Origin of the sequence: Psychrobacter sp. TWR1-1-1 (assembly GCF_049895865.1) — a bacterium.
GTDB lineage: Bacteria > Pseudomonadota > Gammaproteobacteria > Pseudomonadales > Moraxellaceae > Psychrobacter > Psychrobacter immobilis_A.
The window spans coordinates 177,502-195,960 of the sequence record NZ_JAFCTE010000002.1 but is presented as its reverse complement, the minus strand read 5'-3'; the positions used below and the strand labels follow the sequence as shown (position 1 = coordinate 195,960).

The following is an 18,459-nucleotide window of genomic DNA, read 5'->3' as shown; positions in this document are numbered from 1 at the left end:
AATTCATTCTTCCTTGAACAGGTCTTGACTATCGTTAGCTACTATACCGTCTTAAATCGAAGACTGTCAATAATAGTAATACAATATGTATCATTTAAAATGATAATATACGATAAATTCATCAGTCATAATTAAATGACGAATTTCTTGAATGACTTAAATCAAAAAAGCCAGCCTTATCACATATAGAAAAAAGCTGGCTTTTCCAGTGATTAATAGTCTCAAATCACTCCAGACCCAATTCTTTTATCATTTGCTCAACGATTTTGAATTTCTGAATTTTACCAGTGATGGTCATTGGATATTCATCAACGAAACGAAAGTAGGTCGGCACTTTATAATGAGCAATATGGTCACAACAAAACTGCCTTACCTCTTCTTCGCTTAAGCTATTTGGCTCTTTTGTAATAATCCACGCCGCGAGTACCTCACCATACTTTTTATCAGGAACACCGACGATTTGTACATCGCGAATCTTCGGATGACGATAGAGATAGTTTTCGACTTCTACTGGATAGATGTTTTCGCCGCCGCGAATGACCATGTCCTTGCTACGACCCACCACAGTGATGTAGCCATCTTCGTCCATCACTGCCAAATCACCCGTATGCATCCAGCCATCCGTAATCGCCGCGCGTGTTTTAAAGCGGCTGCCCCAATAGCCTTTCATCACCGCGTAGCCATAAGTGAGTAATTCGCCCGTCTCTCCAATCGGGACGACATCACCCGTTTCGGTATCCACGATTTTGACCTCAAGCGCGGGCAGCACCATCCCTACGGTAGAAACTCTTTTTTCAAGGGGTGTTTGCGAGCTGGTTTGACAAGAAGCTGGACTGGTCTCGGTCATGCCATAAGCAATCGTCACCTCGCTCATGTGCATTTTATCCATGACGCGGCGCATGACCTCAATCGGACAGCTAGAGCCGCCCATGATACCAGTACGCAAGCTGGACAAATCAAAGCTGTCGAATTCTGGATGATCGAGCTCTGCGATAAACATCGTCGGTACCCCAAGCAAGGCGGTACATTTTTCCTCTTCCACCGTTTGCAATACCGTTAGCGGATCAAAACCATCGTTGGGATACACCGCGCAGCCACCATGGGTCAAAATAGCTAAGTTACCACCCACCATCCCAAAGCAGTGATAAAGCGGTAATGGAATGCATAGCCTATCCTCCTCTGTCAGCCTCATACCTTCGCCAAGGAAGTAGCCATTATTCAAGATATTTCGATGCGTTAAAGTAGCGCCTTTTGGTGTACCCGTTGTCCCACTAGTAAACTGCACACTAATAGCATCGGTATTCTTTAGCTGGGCTTGGCGCGCAGCTAAACGAGGGTCGTTTGCATTACCCTCTGCCATCCAAGCAGAGAATTTCTGCATAAAATTGAAATTTTCATCAGATGCTGGCTCGTCAATCCAAATGATGCGCTCAATCGTTGGAATCTCCACCAAGTCCAATTGCTGATAGTTCTTATGATAAATCTCAGGACAAAGCTCACGAATCATTTGCGTATAGTCGCTGCTTTTGAAATGACGCATTAATACCAATGCCGAACAGCCCAGCTTATTCAGTGCATATTGCAGCTCAAAGGTACGGTAAGCAGGATTGATATTGACGAGGATAACGCCGACTTTCGCGGTTGCCAATTGCATCAGCAGCCATTCAGCATTATTGTGTGACCAGATACCGATGCGATCACCGATTTCTAGCCCCATTTCAATCATGGCACTCGCTAACTGATTAACTTTCTCTTGTAGCTCACGATAGATCCAACGGATATTTTGATGGCGAGAAACCAAAGCTTCACGATCAGGATATTTATTGACAATAGCATCAAAAAAATCACCGATTGTCGCTTCAATCAGCGGCACATCAATACCTTTATCATGGCTTTGGGTGAGTGGCGCATTTGCTGAACGCACGCCTACATTAACTTTGGGGATATTATTGAGAATAATATTATTAGGCGTACTTTCATTAATAATGCTGTCAAAATCGGTAATCTGAGTCATCACGAGTCCTTTCGTTTTGCTGTTTGGTGTTTGTTATCAGAGCGGTAATAGACTACAAAGGTAAATGTCATATTCTTCCTTGAATATTCTCTGTCACCATAGACTATAATTAAATCAAGCCCTAACCAATATAGCCTCTTAAATGAAAGCCTGTCAATAATATTGATACAGGACGTATCGATTACTATTGCTGCGCCATCTTATTAAGTTGATTATTTATATAAAAGATACGATAGACATAAAAAAGCCAGTGCTGCATAAAGATGGCAACACTGGCTATAATTTATAATACTTTTACAATTATACTTTAGGCACTACAGGCGATTTAATCGTTACCGTTGCGCTGACTTCATCACTATCATTTAGCAAGTCCATGACCAACTCTTCATCACTTTCTATTTTGACCTGCCAATTGCCAGTCGCTTTTGGCACACCTGTCACCATGACGGAGATTGCTTTATTTTTCAGGCGAATCATTGGCGGCTTATGATCGTAGCCATTATGCTCTAGACCTAATACATCATCAGCAATGGTAGCAGCCTGCGCGCGCAACGGTGCGACGTAACGACACGGCACGCCATCGATAGACATACAGTCACCAATCGCATAAATATTGGCTGTACTGGTACGCAAGGTCGGCGCATCCACCACGATACCAGTGCGACGGTCAAACTCGACACCAGCTGCGGTAGGCAGTTTGTCATCGACCGTCAGACCTGTACTGGCAATCACATGATCCACGATGAGCGGTTCGATTGGCTCAGCAGTACTGCTGTCTGTCGCTGATGCTAGCGCCTCATAACTGACCTGCAGTTTTCCATCACTGAGACGAGTAATAGCAGATACCTGATACCCTCCTAAAAAGTTAATCCCTTGCGAATTGACCGCTTGGGCGATACGAGAAGTTGCTTTTGGCGGTAGCATTTGTGATAGTGGCGCATCGTTTAGATCAATGAGCGTCACTTGATGACCTGCTTTTAATAAGTCTTCTGCAATCTCCGTCCCAACCATACCCGCGCCGACAATAGCAACGTGCTGACTGCCAGTTGCTAGCTTTTCTTGCAACTGTCCAAAGCGCTCAATATGATTGACATGCCAGACTAGTTCCTCTGGCATGCTTTTTGGGAAGATAGGATGCGCACCCATCGCTAGTACCAGCTTGTCATAGCCGATCGTAGCGTAATTGGTATAAACGGGATCTGAGCGCAGCGCAGAGATAAGCTGCAACTGTTGAGTGGTCGTATCAACATCCGTCACTTGCGTGTTGGCAAGTAGCTTAACATTTGCAGCTTCTGCGGCATCAATGCCCGTTGCTCTGACCAAATCTGCTGCACTTTTCTTTTGGCTAATCGCCATGGTCAGCATTGGCTTGTGATAACGATCGCCACTGTCGGCAGTAATTAAGGTAATCGGGATACCTTTGTCTTTTGCACGAATGGCATCGATGACATGCCAGCCAGCCAATCCTGCACCGATAATGACGATACCTTTAGATGACTCTACTAATGAATTTTCTACACTCATATGAACTCCAATACGGTTTATGAATTATTTTAATTATCAAAAATATTGACCGCTATTGTATCAGTAAACAGGTATTCACTCACCTTTTCACTTATGTAGTGAATCGTACCAACGTCGCGATTGAATGCATCAATCTACTAATATTCTATTGGCACAGAAAAAGCACCTATTAATAGGTGCTCTAAAAAAATATTTTAATCCAGATCAAACTCCATACGTTTTGCTGTTGCTTGCATGGTTTTAGTATCTATTAACGTCTCCAAGCAATATAGACTGGCATGAATACCTGCGCTTATTCCTGCCGAAGTTATCAGCTTAGCACTTTCATCACTAGCGTCGACAAAACGAGTATGAGAGATCACATCAATATCAGCATAGGATGCTAGATTATCTAAGTCCATCCAATGAGTGGTTGCAGACTTGCCAGCCAATAACCCAGCCTTAGCGAGCAACAAAGCACCCGTGCAAACTGAAAGTGTCAAATCAACGAGCTTAGCTTGAGTGACAATCCAATCGATAACCACTGGATTGTTTATCTCTATTTTTTCGGCACCATAACCACCAGGAACTACTAAAACATCAATGTCTGGATGGTTGGAAAAACTGTAATCAGGAACAACACGTAGACCGTTTCTAGCAGATATCGGCGCGTGATGCTCAGCAATGGTAATAACTTTGAAGTATTTATCACTAGTAGCATTGGCAGCCAATGAAAACACCTCAAAAGGTCCTGCGAAGTCCAACACTTCGACTTCGTTAAATAGTAATATTCCAACGGTTCGCATTGATGTCATTCTTTGTCCTCGAATGAGTGTTAGATAAAATGCAACTTATTACAAGCGTATAAATACTAGAATAGAGTCACAAAAGCGTGCCTTAAAAAACGATAAAGACAGCTAACCTGTCACTATAGTTGATCCTATATAAATGAAATACGTTGTCAGGCTTATTCAGTCTACTATTTATAATACTGTCAGTTGCCCTTTTCGTACCCGCGTTATATTAAACCAACTATATCATTTACTTATACCAATAATATCCTTGAATATATAAATCTACTAATAATCTGCGGGCACAAAAAAAGCGCCTATTTAGTAGGTGCTTTTTAGATCTGCTATTTATAAATAATTCGAATAACGCAGTAGAGAGTTTTAATGATTCAAAATCTTCGATAAGAACAGTTGCGCGCGATCACTTTTTGCCCCTTCAAAAAACTCATCCTTACTACAGTTCTCGACAATATGACCTTCGTCCATAAAGATAATACGGTTGGCTACCTGACTGGCAAAGCCCATTTCATGGGTCACACACATCATGGTCATGCCATCACGAGTCAACTCGACCATGACATCAAGTACTTCTTGAATCATCTCAGGGTCAAGCGCAGAGGTCGGCTCATCAAAGAGCATCGCTACAGGATCCATTGCCAGCGCGCGTGCAATTGCAACACGCTGCTGCTGACCACCCGATAGCTCCGCGGGATACTTCGCAGCCTGTACCGTTAGTCCAACGCGATCTAAATATGCCATGGCTTTTTGCTTGGCCTCGCTCTCTTTGCGACCCAATACTTTAATTTGAGCGACCGTTAAATTATCAATAATGGTCAAATGCGGAAACAACTCAAAATGCTGAAAGACCATGCCGACACGGCTGCGTAATTTTGGCAGATTGGTTTTTGCCGCACCAACTGAGATACCATTTACCATGATCCCACCTTCTTGAAAAGGCTCCAGTCCATTGACCGTCTTAATCAAGGTTGACTTACCACTACCTGATGGCCCGCACACGACAACGACATCGCCTTTATGAACATGCGCCGTACAATCACTCAATACTTGAAAATCCCCATACCATTTGCTGACATCGGACATTTGAATGACCATCTCATCACTAGCATGACCATTATTGGTGACCAGTCCGCCAAAGGCATTTAAGTATGTATCAGCTTTGCTCATCACTGGCTCCTAACCACATTGTTTTTAATAATCGTCATTTAAAAAAAGTTAAATCAACTACTCAACCAAAGCCTCAACACTCAAAAAGCGCAAGCCAAGATAAATATCTATCAAAATCGCAAACGCTTTTGCAATTGTTGTACACCCACGGAGGCACTGACACTGATGATAAAATACACCGCACCAGCACCCAAAATGTAAGGCGTCAGCAAACCCATCAGCTCACCGCGTACATAGGCGGCACGGAAAAAGTCTGTCAAACCAATAGCGAAAACCAACGTCGTATCTTGGAATAAAATAATACACTGCTGCAAGATTAGCGGCAGCATTTTGCGAAAGGCTTGTGGCAAAATAACCAGATGCATGGTCTGCCCATAAGTCATACCCAGCGCTTTGGCGGCATTGACCTGCCCACTACCAATCGATTGAATACCAGCACGCACCACCTCTGAAAAGTAAGCGGCTTCAAACATCATAAAAGCAACCACACAAGAGGCAAAAGCAGCATCAAGTTGTAAGTACTTACCCGCTATCCAAAAATAAATCATCGGTACGGCAAAGTAAAACCACAGTAGCACCAGTAGTAGCGGTACAGAACGGAAGTAATTGACGTATAGCTTTGCTGGAATCTCAAGCGCTTTGATACCAGACAAGCGCATCAACGCCAATACCGTTCCTAAGCTAATACCACCAATAATCGCCAAAAATAGCACCTTTAAGGTGGTAATCATGCCGCCCATCAAACCAGGATAGGCTGTTGCCAATTCGGTCATCATGTTCATTTCTGACCTCCTGCAATGAGCCCAGGTACACGCAGTTTGCGCTCAATTAACCCCATAATAGCAATCAACGATAAGTTAAATACTAAATAAATAATCGTCGCGTAGGTATAAATCTCGATGCTGTTTTGGGTGTATTCGCTAATAGTTTTGGTTTGACTAATCAGCTCCATTACCCCCACTAATGAGGCGACGGAGGCGTTTTTGAAGCAGTTGGTCAGCTCAGAGCTGAGCGGTGGCAAAATAATACGAAAGGCCTGCGGTAGCAGTACTTCTTTGTAGACTTGTGGAATACTAAAGCCTAGTGCATAAGCAGCATTGATCTGACCTTCGGGCAACGACTCAATACCTGTACGCACCTGTTCAACGATACGAGCGGCGGTAAATAAGCCAAGACCGATACTCGCTGAGAGCATGGCTGAAGTGTTAGGAGATAAATCCTTATACCACCACTCTTGTATCGTGGGCGTGAGCCAGCCAGGTGCAATATAAAACCAAAAGAACAATTGGACAAGCAGTGGAATATTACGAAAAAATGTCACATAAGCGGTACCAATGGCACGAGCGGTCTTATTAGGCAAAGTACGCATGATGCCAAAGATAGTACCTACGACCATAGCAATGGCCCACGCGATACTACCAATCAATAGTAGCCAGCCAAGACCAGTAATCATCCAATGGATATAAAGCTCATTACCGATACCAGTCTGCTCAAAGAGCACACCCCAGTTCCAGCTATAATTCATGGTTGTCTCTCCGAGCAGCGACTGAAAATCCTACGTGTTCAGATTGATATCAACATCAGTCTGAACACGTAAGCAAGCTATGTTGCAGGACAATAATTACTGTGCCGTCGCAACTTTCGGCTGAGCGCTGTCATGCGGACTGGCAATCAAGGCTTTTAAGTTATCAGACATCTCAAAGTTTAAATTGACGTTCTTTGGTGGGATTGGGTTTAAGAACCACTTGTCATAAATGCTGTTGATTTCCCCTGATTTAAAGACATTCGCTAACGCTTCATCGACCACTGCTTTGAACTCAGGATCATCCTTACGCATCATACAACCATAAATTTCAAACGATTGCGGCGTGCCGACGATGACCCATTCATCAGGATTTTTTGCTTTGGCTTTTTCGCCAGCAAGTAGTACATCATCCATCATAAAGGCATCAGCGCGACCATTTTCTAGCATAAGGAAGCCTTCGCCGTGGTCTTTTGCTGAGATGATATTCATGTCCATTTTGTTGTCATCATTATACTGACGAATATAACGCTCTGAGGTCGTACCGGCAGTCGTGACCAAAGTCTTACCTTTTAGGTCTTCAAAATCTTGAATACCTGAGTCTTTTTTGGTCAATAGACGCGTACCGATTTCAAAGAAACCGTTAGAGAATGCCACTTGTTTTTGACGCTCTTCGTTGTTGGTGGTTGAACCACATTCAAAGTCGACCGTGCCGTTTTGTACCAAGGGAATACGGGTTTGTGAGGTGATAAGGTTATAACGGACGTTGAGGTCTGGCATGTTTAGCTTTTGCTTAACCGCTTCGACGACTTTCATCTCTAAATCGTGCGCATAACCAATCGGCTGATTTGGGTCGTCAGCGATATAAGAAAATGGAATAGAAGAGTCACGGTGACCGACCACGATAGTACCCGAGTCTTTGATTTTTTGTAGAGTACCGTTGGTAGTGGTTTCTGTCGCTGTTGCATCATCTGCTGGCGCATCAGTGCTGGTTTGGCTACTGTTATTACACCCTGCAAGACCTAGTGCCATAAAAGCAGCGAGAGTTAAAGGTTTAGAGAAAGACCTAGAAGATAGATAGCTCATGAGATACATCCTTTTATCACATTATCACAAGATTGAATGAGTGCTTGGACGACACAGGTCTTATTCATTGACCTTATTGCCACGCATCCATGCGGTTGTTGTTGCTGTTATTTATCACAATGCAACTTAATGTTACTGTACAACAAATTAGCGGGTGTGGGTAAAAAATTTTTAATGAGGCTTATTTTTTAAGGATATCGGGTTTAGTATCACCATAACTATCCAATAAACGCCTTTAATCTGTTAAACAATATCTAAAGAGCAATTGATAAATCACGATGAATCCCCATAAAGCTAACAACTTCTTAATACTATAAATGACCTATGACACAAGATACTCAAGTCCCTAATACGGACAGCCAGAACGCTGGCAACCATAGTGACAATGACGTACGTCAACGTTTCTTTATTGAAGATTCGCCAGTGCGCGGTGATGTGGTGCGCCTATCACGCAGCTATGCCAGTACGATAGCCCAAAAGCCTTATCCTGAAGCGATCAAGCGCTTATTGGGTGAGATGCTGACAGCAGCGAGTTTGCTTATCGGCACGGTCAAAATCAATGGTCATCTGTCCATTCAATTGCAATCATCGGACAGCGATAGCTTGCTAAACTGGGCAATGGCAGAATGCAATCAAGACGGTATCATCCGTGCCCTTGCTAGCTGGAAGGGTGAGACTGATGAGCAAGTACAGGCGTGGGAAAATATGACTCATGCCAAAGAAGCATTTGCTGAATTGGGTGCGATGGGTCAAGGCGTGTTGTTTATTAACATTCAGCCTGAAGGCGGCGAAGCCTATCAAGGCATCGTCGAGCGCAGCCATGACAATTTGGCGGACTGCTTAGCACACTACCAAAAGCAATCGGCGCAGATTCCAACCTTGATTAATTTGGCATCTGATGGTCTGCAAGCGGGTGGCATGTTGGTACAGATGCTTCCTCGTACTGCTGAAGAAACCTATGAAGTCGAGCAAAACCAAGATGCGGGTATCGACGATGACTTGTGGACACGCCTGAGCGTTTTGACACGGACAGTGAAAGCTGAAGAGTTGACCACGCTTGATGCCAACGAAATCCTTTATCGCTTGTATCATGAAGAAAATGTCGTCGCGCCCGACCCTGTTGCCTTATCATTTGGTTGCACCTGCTCACGTGAGAAATGTGAGATGGCCATTGAGCAAATCGGTGAAGCAGAAGCCTTAGACATCATTGATGAGCAAGGCGGTAACTTTGAGATGGATTGCGGCTTTTGTGGCGAGATGTATAAATTTAATAAAGACGATGTGACCACGATATTTTCTGAGTAATTAGGATTTAGTGCAGCGCGCTTAGTAATAAAAAAACCCTCAAGTGTGACGCTTGGGGGTTTTTAATGTCATGGCTTGAAATTTATGACTGACGATATAAATGGTTTCGAGCACGCTTAATTGGCTACTTCATCCACTTCTGGATAAGAATAGATACGACTATCAAGCCCATACTTTGCATCATGGGCATCGCCTAGCCTATTATCCAACAACCAAGCAATAACTTGCTCATGTACTCTATCGCTGTAGATTAAATTCATGTGATTGACCCCATAAAAAATCGCCTTATGTCCCTCTGGTACTGCTAGCGTATGCTCTTCGGTATATTCGCCAAGCGCTGATTCTACTGAGACCAACCCATCCCCAAGCAAACTTGTGGTCTTAGAGTCATAATGAGTTTCAATCAAAGCTGCCGCCACTAAATAGGTATTCACATGCAGGGGCAAACGCGTGGGATGACGAAACTCTGCTGGCAGCACGCTGCGCCCTTCGGTAGACTTCCAATCAGCATCGCGAATACTGCCGTAACGTAAATCTATAATACCAGCGCTACGCAAGTCGCCCAATTTAGCCAATGATCCTGCAAAAGGCAGCTTAGCGATTTTATCTTGAACAAAATGTCCAATCTGCTCCAAGCTTGCGCCATGATGCGGTGAGCCTAAGGTGACAAGATTGCCCACGCGTTTGACCCAGCTAAAGCCTTGCTCTTTACCGTAAAACAGCGCGCTGCGGCTCAACAAACCGCCCATACTATGACCTATTAAATCTATCTGAGTGACGTCGGGATTACTCTCAACCAAATCTTGCAAGACTTTTGCAAAGCTGCGTCCGTTGCTAGAAATACGCCGACCCGTATTATAGTTTAAATACAGAACCGTCGCTTTTGGCAAGTGATTGACCAACGCTTCACCCAAATTGCCTTCTCCAGATACCTGCCAGCTCAAGTGACTCATACAAAGCCCATGGCATAAAATAATAACACGCCCAGACAGCGCGCCACTTTGTACGCGATTGTATTCATCGTATAGCACCATCGATACTGCCAATGGATTGTGATGAGTGATAAGGTGATCGCCCATGACACCATTTAGAATATTGACCAAGCGACGTAAGTTTTTGGGTAAAGGTTGTATTTTTTTGGGTTTAGAGACAGTGTTATAAAGACGCAGCCCTGAGGCAAGATTATTGCCCACCAATTGCATCGTATAACGCACCGTGCCATAAATCCGCCCCGTGATACCGCGCTGCCAGTGCTCAATATTGCCTTTATTAAACCGCCCTAAAGGACGCAGCAGAATCTCACGATGGATAGCCTCTACAATATCAGTGACTTCCACCACGCCCATCGTTGCCAACTGAGCCAAGCCTTCAAAAAAATCAACCAACGTAATAGGCTGATGCGGTTTGCTATAGCTGTTGTCCACCGTCTCGGCGCTCAGCTCATCGACATAGATATATTCGAGTTTCGCCAACTCTTCATAGACATCGCCCTGAAAACCTTCACCAGTATCCGACTCAATAGCAGTTGGACGCCGAGTGGTGGCAAATAAATCATGAATGGTTTCTAAAGGTTTTGGACTGGTCATAGTGTTAACATATCAAGCAGTTGAAAGGATTTTCCATACTATCCTGTAATTGTCATAAACAGAAGAGAATGATTTAACTATCAAGTATTTTTATTGTCAAAGAAAAGCGCTATCCTTTAATACCAATGCTTGCATATTAATAACCATCCTCTAAAATACAAAATCCCAAGCCATGACTTGGGATTTATGTGTTGAGTAAGACACATCATTACTCATGCAAATGTCTAATTAGACAAACGACTCTGCCAGTATGACATCGCCATCTTCGCGCGTAATCATCACGGTCGCTGAGCGCGGCGTACTGCCTCCAGCAATAGCGCCCCAAGTATTACCCGGATGCTGAATATTGATAAATAAGGTTTTAAAGTCAGGAGCCATGGTAATACCTGTGACTTCACAGCCTTCAGGACCGACAAAAAAACGTTTGATATTGTCATTACTAGCAGGCATGCCGACTCGTGTTTGTTGTCCTGCTGAGGTCGTTATGGCTGTCCCATCACTGACTTTACCCGGCAGCGCCGCCAGTAACATACAGCTGCTGGTATCGGTATAAGCGCCGTCATCGGTCTGAATCCACAATACGCCACGCGGATCGAAGTACAAACCATCGGGAGAAGACAAATCATTGCTATCATTTAACTGTGACAAATTTTCTGCGGTCAGATCATAAGGCGTGGCAAACAGATAAATATCCCACTCAAAACTCATGGCCGCATGATCGCCACCTGCTTCTGCCCAGCGAATGATATGACCGTTGTCATTACCTGCCGCTTTTTCACCTGCTTGATAGCTACGCGGATTAGAGGCTGACACAGGTTGATCTTCGCGTACGCCGCGATATTTATTATTGGTCAATGTGACGTATACCTCACCCGTCACAGGGCTAACCGATACCCACTCTGGTCGATCCATTTTGGTTGCGCCGACCACATCTGCTGCGGCACGAGCAAAAACCAACACCTCATCTTGTCCATTAAAAGGCAATACCGTATTGGAAGCATCCAGTCCGTTTTGACTATGGACGAGTGCTTTCCACTCACCGCTGCCATCTTCATTAAAGATAGCAACATAGAGCGTGCCATCATTCAAATACTTATCGCCCGCTTTTAAGCCACCACCGATATCACTATTTGACCATATGGCTTTAGAGACAAACTTATAAATATATTCGCCGCGAGCATCATCGCCCATATAAAAGACCACCGGTTTGCCTTGTTCAACGGGCGCATAAGCACAGTTTTCATGGGCAAAACGTCCCAGTGCCGTACGTTTTTGCGGCATAGAGTTTTGGTCAAAAGGGTCAATTTCGGTGATATAGCCAAAGGTATTAAAGCCATTACGATAATCGTCAGCCGCACTGGTACCGACAGCGGTCATATCCCAGCGCGAAAACTCATCGGCTATCTTGGCATCTTTGGCTTCAGGTGTGTGCCACAGATACTCCCAGCCTGGGAAATCCTCTGTTGCACCATAGCGCTCGCGACCATAGTTTTGCCCATCACTTAATTGGCTAGCATCTTGCCCACGGGCGAATACCCCTAAAAAGTTCTCTTCGGTGGTCAGATAGGTGCCCCAAGGTGACAAACCTGCACCACAGTTATTATTGATGCCGCGCGTCTGAAAGCCTGTCGGATCAAACTTAGTCTTGACCAAATCAGAGCCAGCAACTGGCCCTGTTAACTGCGCCGTACTACTACTCGTGAGACGGCGATTATATTTCGAATCAGGTACCATCTCATAGCCCATGCCATCAGCGCGGCGTTTCATCTCGACCACTGCTACCCCATGGCAATTGACTTCTCGGCGCACATCACTAGCAAGTCGACGATTTTTAAAGATGGGCGCGGCGTTGTTATCTTGGATCACATGATAGCCAAACGGACTCAGCTCATTACTGTTTACATATTCATGATTCATCACTAGCAGCCCATTCTCTGCCGCTTTGGCATCATAAGCGCCGCCCTTTTTACCAAAGAACCACATCCCATCATGGTTATCACCCATGCGCCACTCGAATGACTCTGCCGACTGCTCTCGATTGTCTTTCCAATCATCGATACCAGATATTAGCGGCGTACCCAGTGGTAATATTATCTCGGCTTTATAGCCTGCTGCCACGCTCATCGTCTCGGCAGTTGAATGCGCCACTGCCGTGAACTTCAAAGTCTCAGGACGTTTGAGATCGCCCTGTGCAGGGATAGCCGCGTTATTATCAGTATTCTTGATAGGACTGCTGTCATCATCATCGCTACAGCCAACCAAAGGTAGCGCCCCAAAAAAAGCCGCCGCCGTCAATCCTGTGCCACCTTTTAGGATACTACGACGGTTCAAACGACGACTAATAATGGTTTGAAAATCGATATTGTCAGTCGGATTAGAATCTTCAACGACTTCATGGGCAAGTGGTTGTTTATTATTCAATAATGTCATTATCAGTCACCTTGCTATTAGGCTGGATTGGCGGAGAGTTGATCGCGGCTTTACAATTATCACCACAAAAATACGAATTACGCCTAAGTCTACCGAGAGTTTATGACAGAACGTTGAAACATAGATGACAGTCTCATGACAGCACTTTGTGAGCACCTCATAAAACGAAAAAATCCCAAGCGTTAACTTGGGATTTTATGATGGCGTCGCTGCATTTGACGACTGATAAAATAGTGCTGCTATAAAAACTTATTGAACCTGCGCCTGCCATTCATGGGCACCGAGCTTCAATTTTAACGCATCGCCTGCTTGTAATATGCCAACGCCGCTCGGCGTTCCAGTCATAATCACGTCACCTGCTTGTAAGCTAAAGGCATGGCTAATCTCTGCCAGTAATTCATAAACTGGAAATAGCATCAAGGCACTGTCACCATCTTGCTTCAGCTCATCATTGATATAAAGCTGATATTCGACATGACTAAAATCACCAAACGCTTGCGGATCAATCCAATCAGCAAGTACACAGGCACCATCGAAACACTTAGCACGCTCCCATGGATGACCTTTTTCTTTGAGCTTACTTTGTAAGTCACGTAAGGTCAAATCCAGCCCCAAAGTCACGCCACCTATCGCTTGCTGTGCTTGTCCAAGCGTGGCTGCCGATAAGTCTGCTGCTAATTGCACACACAGCTCAGCTTCATAATGGGTCTCACCATATATCGCTGGATTGGGACGGACGATATCATGACGCACACTGACCACTGACGATGCTGGTTTCATAAATAAGATGGGTGATTTTGGTATCTCATTGCCAAGCTCGCGGGCGTGTTCCGCATAGTTACGGCCGACACAGACCACCTTGCCGATGGATGCACGTACGCTATCGTTAACCATTGCGATGCTCGCGTCATCATTGACGCTGGCAGCAATCGCATTGATTAACGACATATGGGGTGATTGGCTCATACTAGGCACTCACAGCAGATTATTGATAGTTTGGTCATACATACTGCACTATCTGTCGCTATTTTTCTAGGGCTTATCTTCATTTTAAAAGTAGCCATAAAAATGAGATAAATGGCAGTTAAACAAAAGAATAGCGGGTTAATATTAAGATATTAACCCGCTATTTCATTGATTTTTTAGCATTATTTTGAGCCAAACCATTAAGGTATTGTATTGGTCATTACATCAGGTGGTACATAGCTTGTATGGCGGTTCATTCTTTTTTCAAACAACCTAAAGCTAAACAGAATCACCCATGATAATAGAAGGTAAATAATACCAGCGGCAAAGAACAGTTCCATCAAGGTATAAGTTCGCGCACTAATGGTTCGAGCGACACCCGTGATATCCATCAAAGCGATGGTTGACGCAAGCGCACTGCCTTTTAGCATAAAGATCACTTCATTGCTATAAGCTGGAATGACAATACCAAAGGCACGGGGTAAGGTAATACGCGTAAGCTTCTGCCATTTCGACATACCGATAGCGTCAGCTGCTTCGAGCTCACCAACAGGAATAGTCTGAATCGCACCGCGAATGATTTCTGCCAAATAAGCACTGGTATTCATGGTAAAGGCAATGATGGCACACCAATACGCTTGACTGAGCACAGGTTCCCATAAGAACGAATTCCGTATAGCCTCAAACTGTCCTAGACCATAATAAATCAAAAATATCTGTACCAGCAGCGGCGTGCCACGGAAGAAGAAGATATAAGAAAAGGGTAGTATCTGTACCAGCCAGTTTTTTGACAAGCGTAACTGGGCTAAAACCAAACCAAAAAATAGACCGATAATACCTGAGATAACCACCAGCTGTACGGTCAATACTGCCCCGTTTAATAAATCAGGAATACTATCAAAAATAACCTGCCAATTCCAATCCATAGTATCTCTCCTCTATCCTATGGTCGATTGACGGTGGGTTGACTGACGGCTCAGCTTTTTAGCATAGCGTGCCGCTGGATTGGCTCGCCATTCGAGCCACATCATAAAACCAGTAATCAACATGGTTAAACCCAGATAAATAATCGCCGCTGCCATATAAAAAGTGAATGGCTGCTGCGTTGATTGGGCGGCACGTGACGCCTGATACATGATGTCTTTGAGACCCACGACCGATACCAATGCGGTATCTTTGAGCAACACCAAAAACAAATTGCCCAATCCTGGCAACGCAATCTGCCAAACTTGTGGCAAGGTAATGCGATAAAACGTCTGAAAAGGACGCATACCAATCGCTTGCGCCGCCTCCTTCTGCCCTATCGGAATCTCTTGGATCGACATGCGGAAAATTTCAGTCGCATAAGCGCCAAACGCGATAGACAACGCCATCACGCCACCCCAAAAGGCACTGATCTCAACATATTCGTTATAGCCGAATTTTTTGAGAATCGTCATCAGCAGCATAGAGCCACCGTAATAGATAAACAGTACCAATAGCAACTCTGGAATACCGCGCATTGTCGCCGTATATACAGTCGCAATTTTACGCAGCAGCCAGACGTTGGACAGCTTAGCTGTGGCACCGAGCAGCCCTAAAGCCATGCCGATGACTAAACTGGTCATGGCAAGCTTGATGGTGACGGTAGCGCCGCTCAGTAGTAGCGCGCCAAATCCTTGTAAATCAAACACAATTATCCACTCAGTCTCTTTATATTAGCAATTTGCAAAATATGAGTTAAAAGAATCAGCATCAATCGCTGAGCGCTGCTGATAAGCGTATTTTATACCAAATAGACCTTGGTGCTTTGCGTCATAGATCGACGTCAAATCAATACGATTATTGCGGCGGAAATTGACACAGTAGAAATGAGCGCTGATTTTATCATATTCGCTGCCAGCTATGTTAATACTCACACGTAAAAGCAGTGCTTAAATAGACGCTTATCTTCTTAAAAATGCATTAGATTAGTCATATTTTTACAAACCGAACAGTCAATAGCACAAGACCGAACTATTTTTTATAAAAAACAAAAAAAGGATATCGCTATTGAAGCAATACCCTTTCTATGAAATGGAATTCAAACTAACCTATTAAAATCACTATTCTCACGGTTACGATGCAATAGTGCTAAACATATTTTAAGACTTATTCAGCAGGTTTTTCTGTCGGCTCAGTAGTGACCGTTGAGCTTGATGCTGGAATCGCAAAATATTTTTGATTGATTTTATCGTAAGTGCCATCCGCTTTAATATTGACCAATGACTTATTGATTTTTGCTTGCAATGCATCGCCTGGACGCACCGCGATGGCAAAATTATCATTGATGTCAATCTCTTGACCTTTGAGCGCATACTGACTGCCTGAGGTGGAGCCAAGCCATTCTAGCGCTGGCAGCTTATCAGACACCATCGCATCAACACGATTCGAACCCAAATCCAAAAACGCATTACTTAGCGTGTCATAAAGCTTCATGTCAGCATTGGGATAAACCTTTTCTAACCACTGCGAAGAAATGGTCGAGCGCTGAGCGGCAATAGAATGCGCATTGATATCATCGCTATTGCTAGGATCGAAGCTGCTGTCTTTTTTGGCCAAAAACACCAAGGTATTGCTAAAGTACGGCTCTGTAAAGCTGACTTGTTGCTCACGCTCAGGCGTCACCGACATGGCGGCCACAATCGCATCGTACTTACCCGCTTTTAGACCGGGGATGATACCGTCCCAATCTTGCGCTGTGATTTCACATGTTACCTTCATATCGGCACAGATAGCGTTGGCAATATCAACATCAAAACCACCAAGAGTGCCATCCGCATTGGTATAGTTAAAGGGGGCATAAGCGCCTTCGGTACCAATACGTAACACATCACCCGTCGCTGCGGTCTCAGCGGCGTCTGGGCTGACAGCATCATTTGCATCATTTTGACCATTGCTACACCCTGCTAAGGTTAAAAGCGTCGCCATCGCAAGCAAGTGCGCTGAAAAACGCCGCGCCTTGATGCCATTGATAACGGATGCGTTCGCGATTGCACGGTGTTGGTCAAAATGGTTGTTCATGATCATCCTTGGGGTTTGTGAGTAAAATAACACTCATCTCTATGAGTGAATATCGCCATACGTGACAGCCATATCAGCCGAGCACAGAGATGAGCTATGATATTAGTTAGTCGCCGCTTCAGCTGATTCTTCTTTCACTTCAACAGCATCATCACCTTCAACCACCATCACTTCCTTTACGTCGGTGGTTGCCACGGCTTTTTGCGCAGCAGCGGTAGAGCTGGTGCCAAAATAGCTGCCTGTGATTTGATCATAAGTACCGTTTTCTTTTAATTCAGCCAACGCTTTATTGAACTTAGCGACCAATGGATCGCCTTTACGAAGCGCGATACCCATGGCATCTTCGTCGGTGCTGATTTCTTGTCCTTTGACTTCATAGTCTTTACCAGCATCCGTTTTTAGCCAATCGATGCCAGTGACTTTATCGGACATCATTGCCCGTACGCGACCTGAAGTCAGATCCAGATACGCATTGTCTTGGGTATCATAAAGCTTGATATCAGCATCTGCATGTTCATCCTGCAAGTACTGTGAAGCAACGGTTGAGCGCTGTGAGGCAATGGGCTGACCTTTTAATGCATCGACGCGAATGTCATCACCTTTTTTACCGATCAAGATAATGCCGGTGTGAAAGTACGGGTCAGTGAATTCAACCACTTCTTTACGCTCAGGCGTGATCGACATACCTGCGATAATTGCATCGAATTTTTGGGCATTTAGACCAGGAATGAGGCCATCCCAATCTTGTGAGATGACTTCACATTTTGCTTTCATTTGTGCACACAGAGCGTCGACCAGCTCAATCTCATAACCAATTAACTTGCCATCAGCATCGGTATAACTGAACGGCTTATAGCTTGATTCGGTGGCAATTTTTATGTTCATAGGTGCATCGGCTGTGGTGTCAGCTGCCGCACCATCTTCTGGCGTGGCGCTATTATTACAACCAGCCAGCATAAGCATCGCGGCACTTAATGGCGCAAGCCAAAGCGCCTTAGTTTTTAATGATGATGTCATTGATATTGTCAT

15 protein-coding genes are annotated in these 18,459 nt (G+C 44.5%); 1 reads left to right on the top strand and 14 read right to left on the bottom strand.

Annotated features, from left to right (window positions below; translation table 11 throughout):
- Positions 1–226: 226 nt before the first annotated feature.
- The 7 genes from ACP69U_RS02895 to ACP69U_RS02865 form a co-directional block, all read right to left on the bottom strand.
- Positions 227–2,014: an AMP-binding protein gene (locus ACP69U_RS02895; protein WP_238049044.1), complete on the bottom strand. Its 1,788-nt coding sequence runs from the start codon at positions 2,012–2,014 to the stop codon at positions 227–229.
- A gap of 300 nt (positions 2,015–2,314) precedes the next feature.
- A complete protein-coding gene (locus ACP69U_RS02890) occupies positions 2,315–3,538 on the bottom strand; it encodes an FAD-dependent oxidoreductase (RefSeq protein WP_426137769.1) in 1,224 nt (407 codons plus the stop codon).
- 194 nt (positions 3,539–3,732) lie between these two features.
- A complete protein-coding gene (locus tag ACP69U_RS02885; protein WP_238049042.1) occupies positions 3,733–4,332 on the bottom strand; it encodes a DJ-1/PfpI family protein in 600 nt (199 codons plus the stop codon).
- Positions 4,333–4,689: 357 nt separating this feature from the next.
- On the bottom strand, positions 4,690–5,421 hold the full coding sequence (locus ACP69U_RS02880) for an amino acid ABC transporter ATP-binding protein (RefSeq protein WP_045443837.1): 732 nt from the start codon (positions 5,419–5,421) through the stop codon (positions 4,690–4,692).
- Positions 5,422–5,603: 182 nt separating this feature from the next.
- Positions 5,604–6,275 carry an ABC transporter permease subunit gene (locus ACP69U_RS02875; RefSeq protein ID WP_426137768.1) on the bottom strand — a complete coding sequence of 224 codons (672 nt, stop codon included), beginning with the start codon at positions 6,273–6,275 and terminating at the stop codon, positions 5,604–5,606.
- On the bottom strand, positions 6,272–7,018 hold the full coding sequence (locus ACP69U_RS02870) for an amino acid ABC transporter permease (RefSeq protein WP_055123453.1): 747 nt from the start codon (positions 7,016–7,018) through the stop codon (positions 6,272–6,274). Before ACP69U_RS02870 ends, ACP69U_RS02875 begins: the two co-directional genes overlap by 4 nt.
- A 96-nt stretch (positions 7,019–7,114) precedes the next feature.
- Positions 7,115–8,101, bottom strand: a complete 987-nt coding sequence (locus ACP69U_RS02865) for a glutamate/aspartate ABC transporter substrate-binding protein (protein WP_045453598.1) — start codon at positions 8,099–8,101, stop codon at positions 7,115–7,117.
- Between the two features lie 324 nt (positions 8,102–8,425).
- On the opposite strand from ACP69U_RS02865, the gene ACP69U_RS02860 reads away from it, so the two are divergent.
- Positions 8,426–9,406 (top strand): Hsp33 family molecular chaperone HslO, encoded by a 981-nt coding sequence (locus tag ACP69U_RS02860; protein WP_055123454.1) that lies wholly within the window; start codon positions 8,426–8,428, stop codon positions 9,404–9,406.
- Between the two features lie 116 nt (positions 9,407–9,522).
- Here ACP69U_RS02860 and ACP69U_RS02855 read toward each other — a convergent pair whose 3' ends face one another.
- The 7 genes from ACP69U_RS02855 to ACP69U_RS02825 all read right to left on the bottom strand — a co-directional run bounded on the left by ACP69U_RS02855 (position 9,523) and on the right by ACP69U_RS02825 (position 18,459).
- The gene (locus ACP69U_RS02855; RefSeq protein WP_426137767.1) at positions 9,523–10,992 is read right to left on the bottom strand and encodes an esterase/lipase family protein; all 1,470 of its coding nucleotides are present in this window, start codon (positions 10,990–10,992) and stop codon (positions 9,523–9,525) included.
- 228 nt (positions 10,993–11,220) lie between these two features.
- A complete protein-coding gene (locus ACP69U_RS02850) occupies positions 11,221–13,422 on the bottom strand; it encodes a PhoX family protein (protein ID WP_426137766.1) in 2,202 nt (733 codons plus the stop codon).
- Between the two features lie 249 nt (positions 13,423–13,671).
- On the bottom strand, positions 13,672–14,388 hold the full coding sequence (locus tag ACP69U_RS02845; protein ID WP_426137765.1) for a fumarylacetoacetate hydrolase family protein: 717 nt from the start codon (positions 14,386–14,388) through the stop codon (positions 13,672–13,674).
- Between the two features lie 200 nt (positions 14,389–14,588).
- Positions 14,589–15,314, bottom strand: coding sequence for an ABC transporter permease (locus tag ACP69U_RS02840; RefSeq protein ID WP_045443544.1), 726 nt, complete (start codon positions 15,312–15,314; stop codon positions 14,589–14,591).
- Positions 15,315–15,326: 12 nt separating this feature from the next.
- Entirely contained in the window at positions 15,327–16,061 is a 735-nt protein-coding gene (locus tag ACP69U_RS02835) for an ABC transporter permease (RefSeq protein ID WP_045453595.1), read from the bottom strand.
- A gap of 457 nt (positions 16,062–16,518) precedes the next feature.
- A complete protein-coding gene (locus ACP69U_RS02830) occupies positions 16,519–17,430 on the bottom strand; it encodes an ABC transporter substrate-binding protein (RefSeq protein ID WP_404641225.1) in 912 nt (303 codons plus the stop codon).
- A 102-nt stretch (positions 17,431–17,532) separates the two neighbouring features.
- A complete protein-coding gene (locus ACP69U_RS02825; protein ID WP_109590919.1) occupies positions 17,533–18,459 on the bottom strand; it encodes a transporter substrate-binding domain-containing protein in 927 nt (308 codons plus the stop codon).

Coding starts and splice junctions, on each gene's coding strand:
- ACP69U_RS02895 (WP_238049044.1), bottom strand. CDS start 2,014: ATGACTCAGATTACCGATTTTGACAGCATTATTAATGAAAGTACGCCT.
- ACP69U_RS02890 (WP_426137769.1), bottom strand. CDS start 3,538: ATGAGTGTAGAAAATTCATTAGTAGAGTCATCTAAAGGTATCGTCATT.
- ACP69U_RS02885 (WP_238049042.1), bottom strand. CDS start 4,332: ATGACATCAATGCGAACCGTTGGAATATTACTATTTAACGAAGTCGAA.
- ACP69U_RS02880 (WP_045443837.1), bottom strand. CDS start 5,421: ATGGTCATTCAAATGTCCGATGTCAGCAAATGGTATGGGGATTTTCAA.
- ACP69U_RS02875 (WP_426137768.1), bottom strand. CDS start 6,275: ATGAACATGATGACCGAATTGGCAACAGCCTATCCTGGTTTGATGGGC.
- ACP69U_RS02870 (WP_055123453.1), bottom strand. CDS start 7,018: ATGAATTATAGCTGGAACTGGGGTGTGCTCTTTGAGCAGACTGGTATC.
- ACP69U_RS02865 (WP_045453598.1), bottom strand. CDS start 8,101: ATGAGCTATCTATCTTCTAGGTCTTTCTCTAAACCTTTAACTCTCGCT.
- ACP69U_RS02860 (WP_055123454.1), top strand. CDS start 8,426: ATGACACAAGATACTCAAGTCCCTAATACGGACAGCCAGAACGCTGGC.
- ACP69U_RS02855 (WP_426137767.1), bottom strand. CDS start 10,992: ATGACCAGTCCAAAACCTTTAGAAACCATTCATGATTTATTTGCCACC.
- ACP69U_RS02850 (WP_426137766.1), bottom strand. CDS start 13,422: ATGACATTATTGAATAATAAACAACCACTTGCCCATGAAGTCGTTGAA.
- ACP69U_RS02845 (WP_426137765.1), bottom strand. CDS start 14,388: ATGAGCCAATCACCCCATATGTCGTTAATCAATGCGATTGCTGCCAGC.
- ACP69U_RS02840 (WP_045443544.1), bottom strand. CDS start 15,314: ATGGATTGGAATTGGCAGGTTATTTTTGATAGTATTCCTGATTTATTA.
- ACP69U_RS02830 (WP_404641225.1), bottom strand. CDS start 17,430: ATGAACAACCATTTTGACCAACACCGTGCAATCGCGAACGCATCCGTT.
- ACP69U_RS02825 (WP_109590919.1), bottom strand. CDS start 18,459: ATGACAATATCAATGACATCATCATTAAAAACTAAGGCGCTTTGGCTT.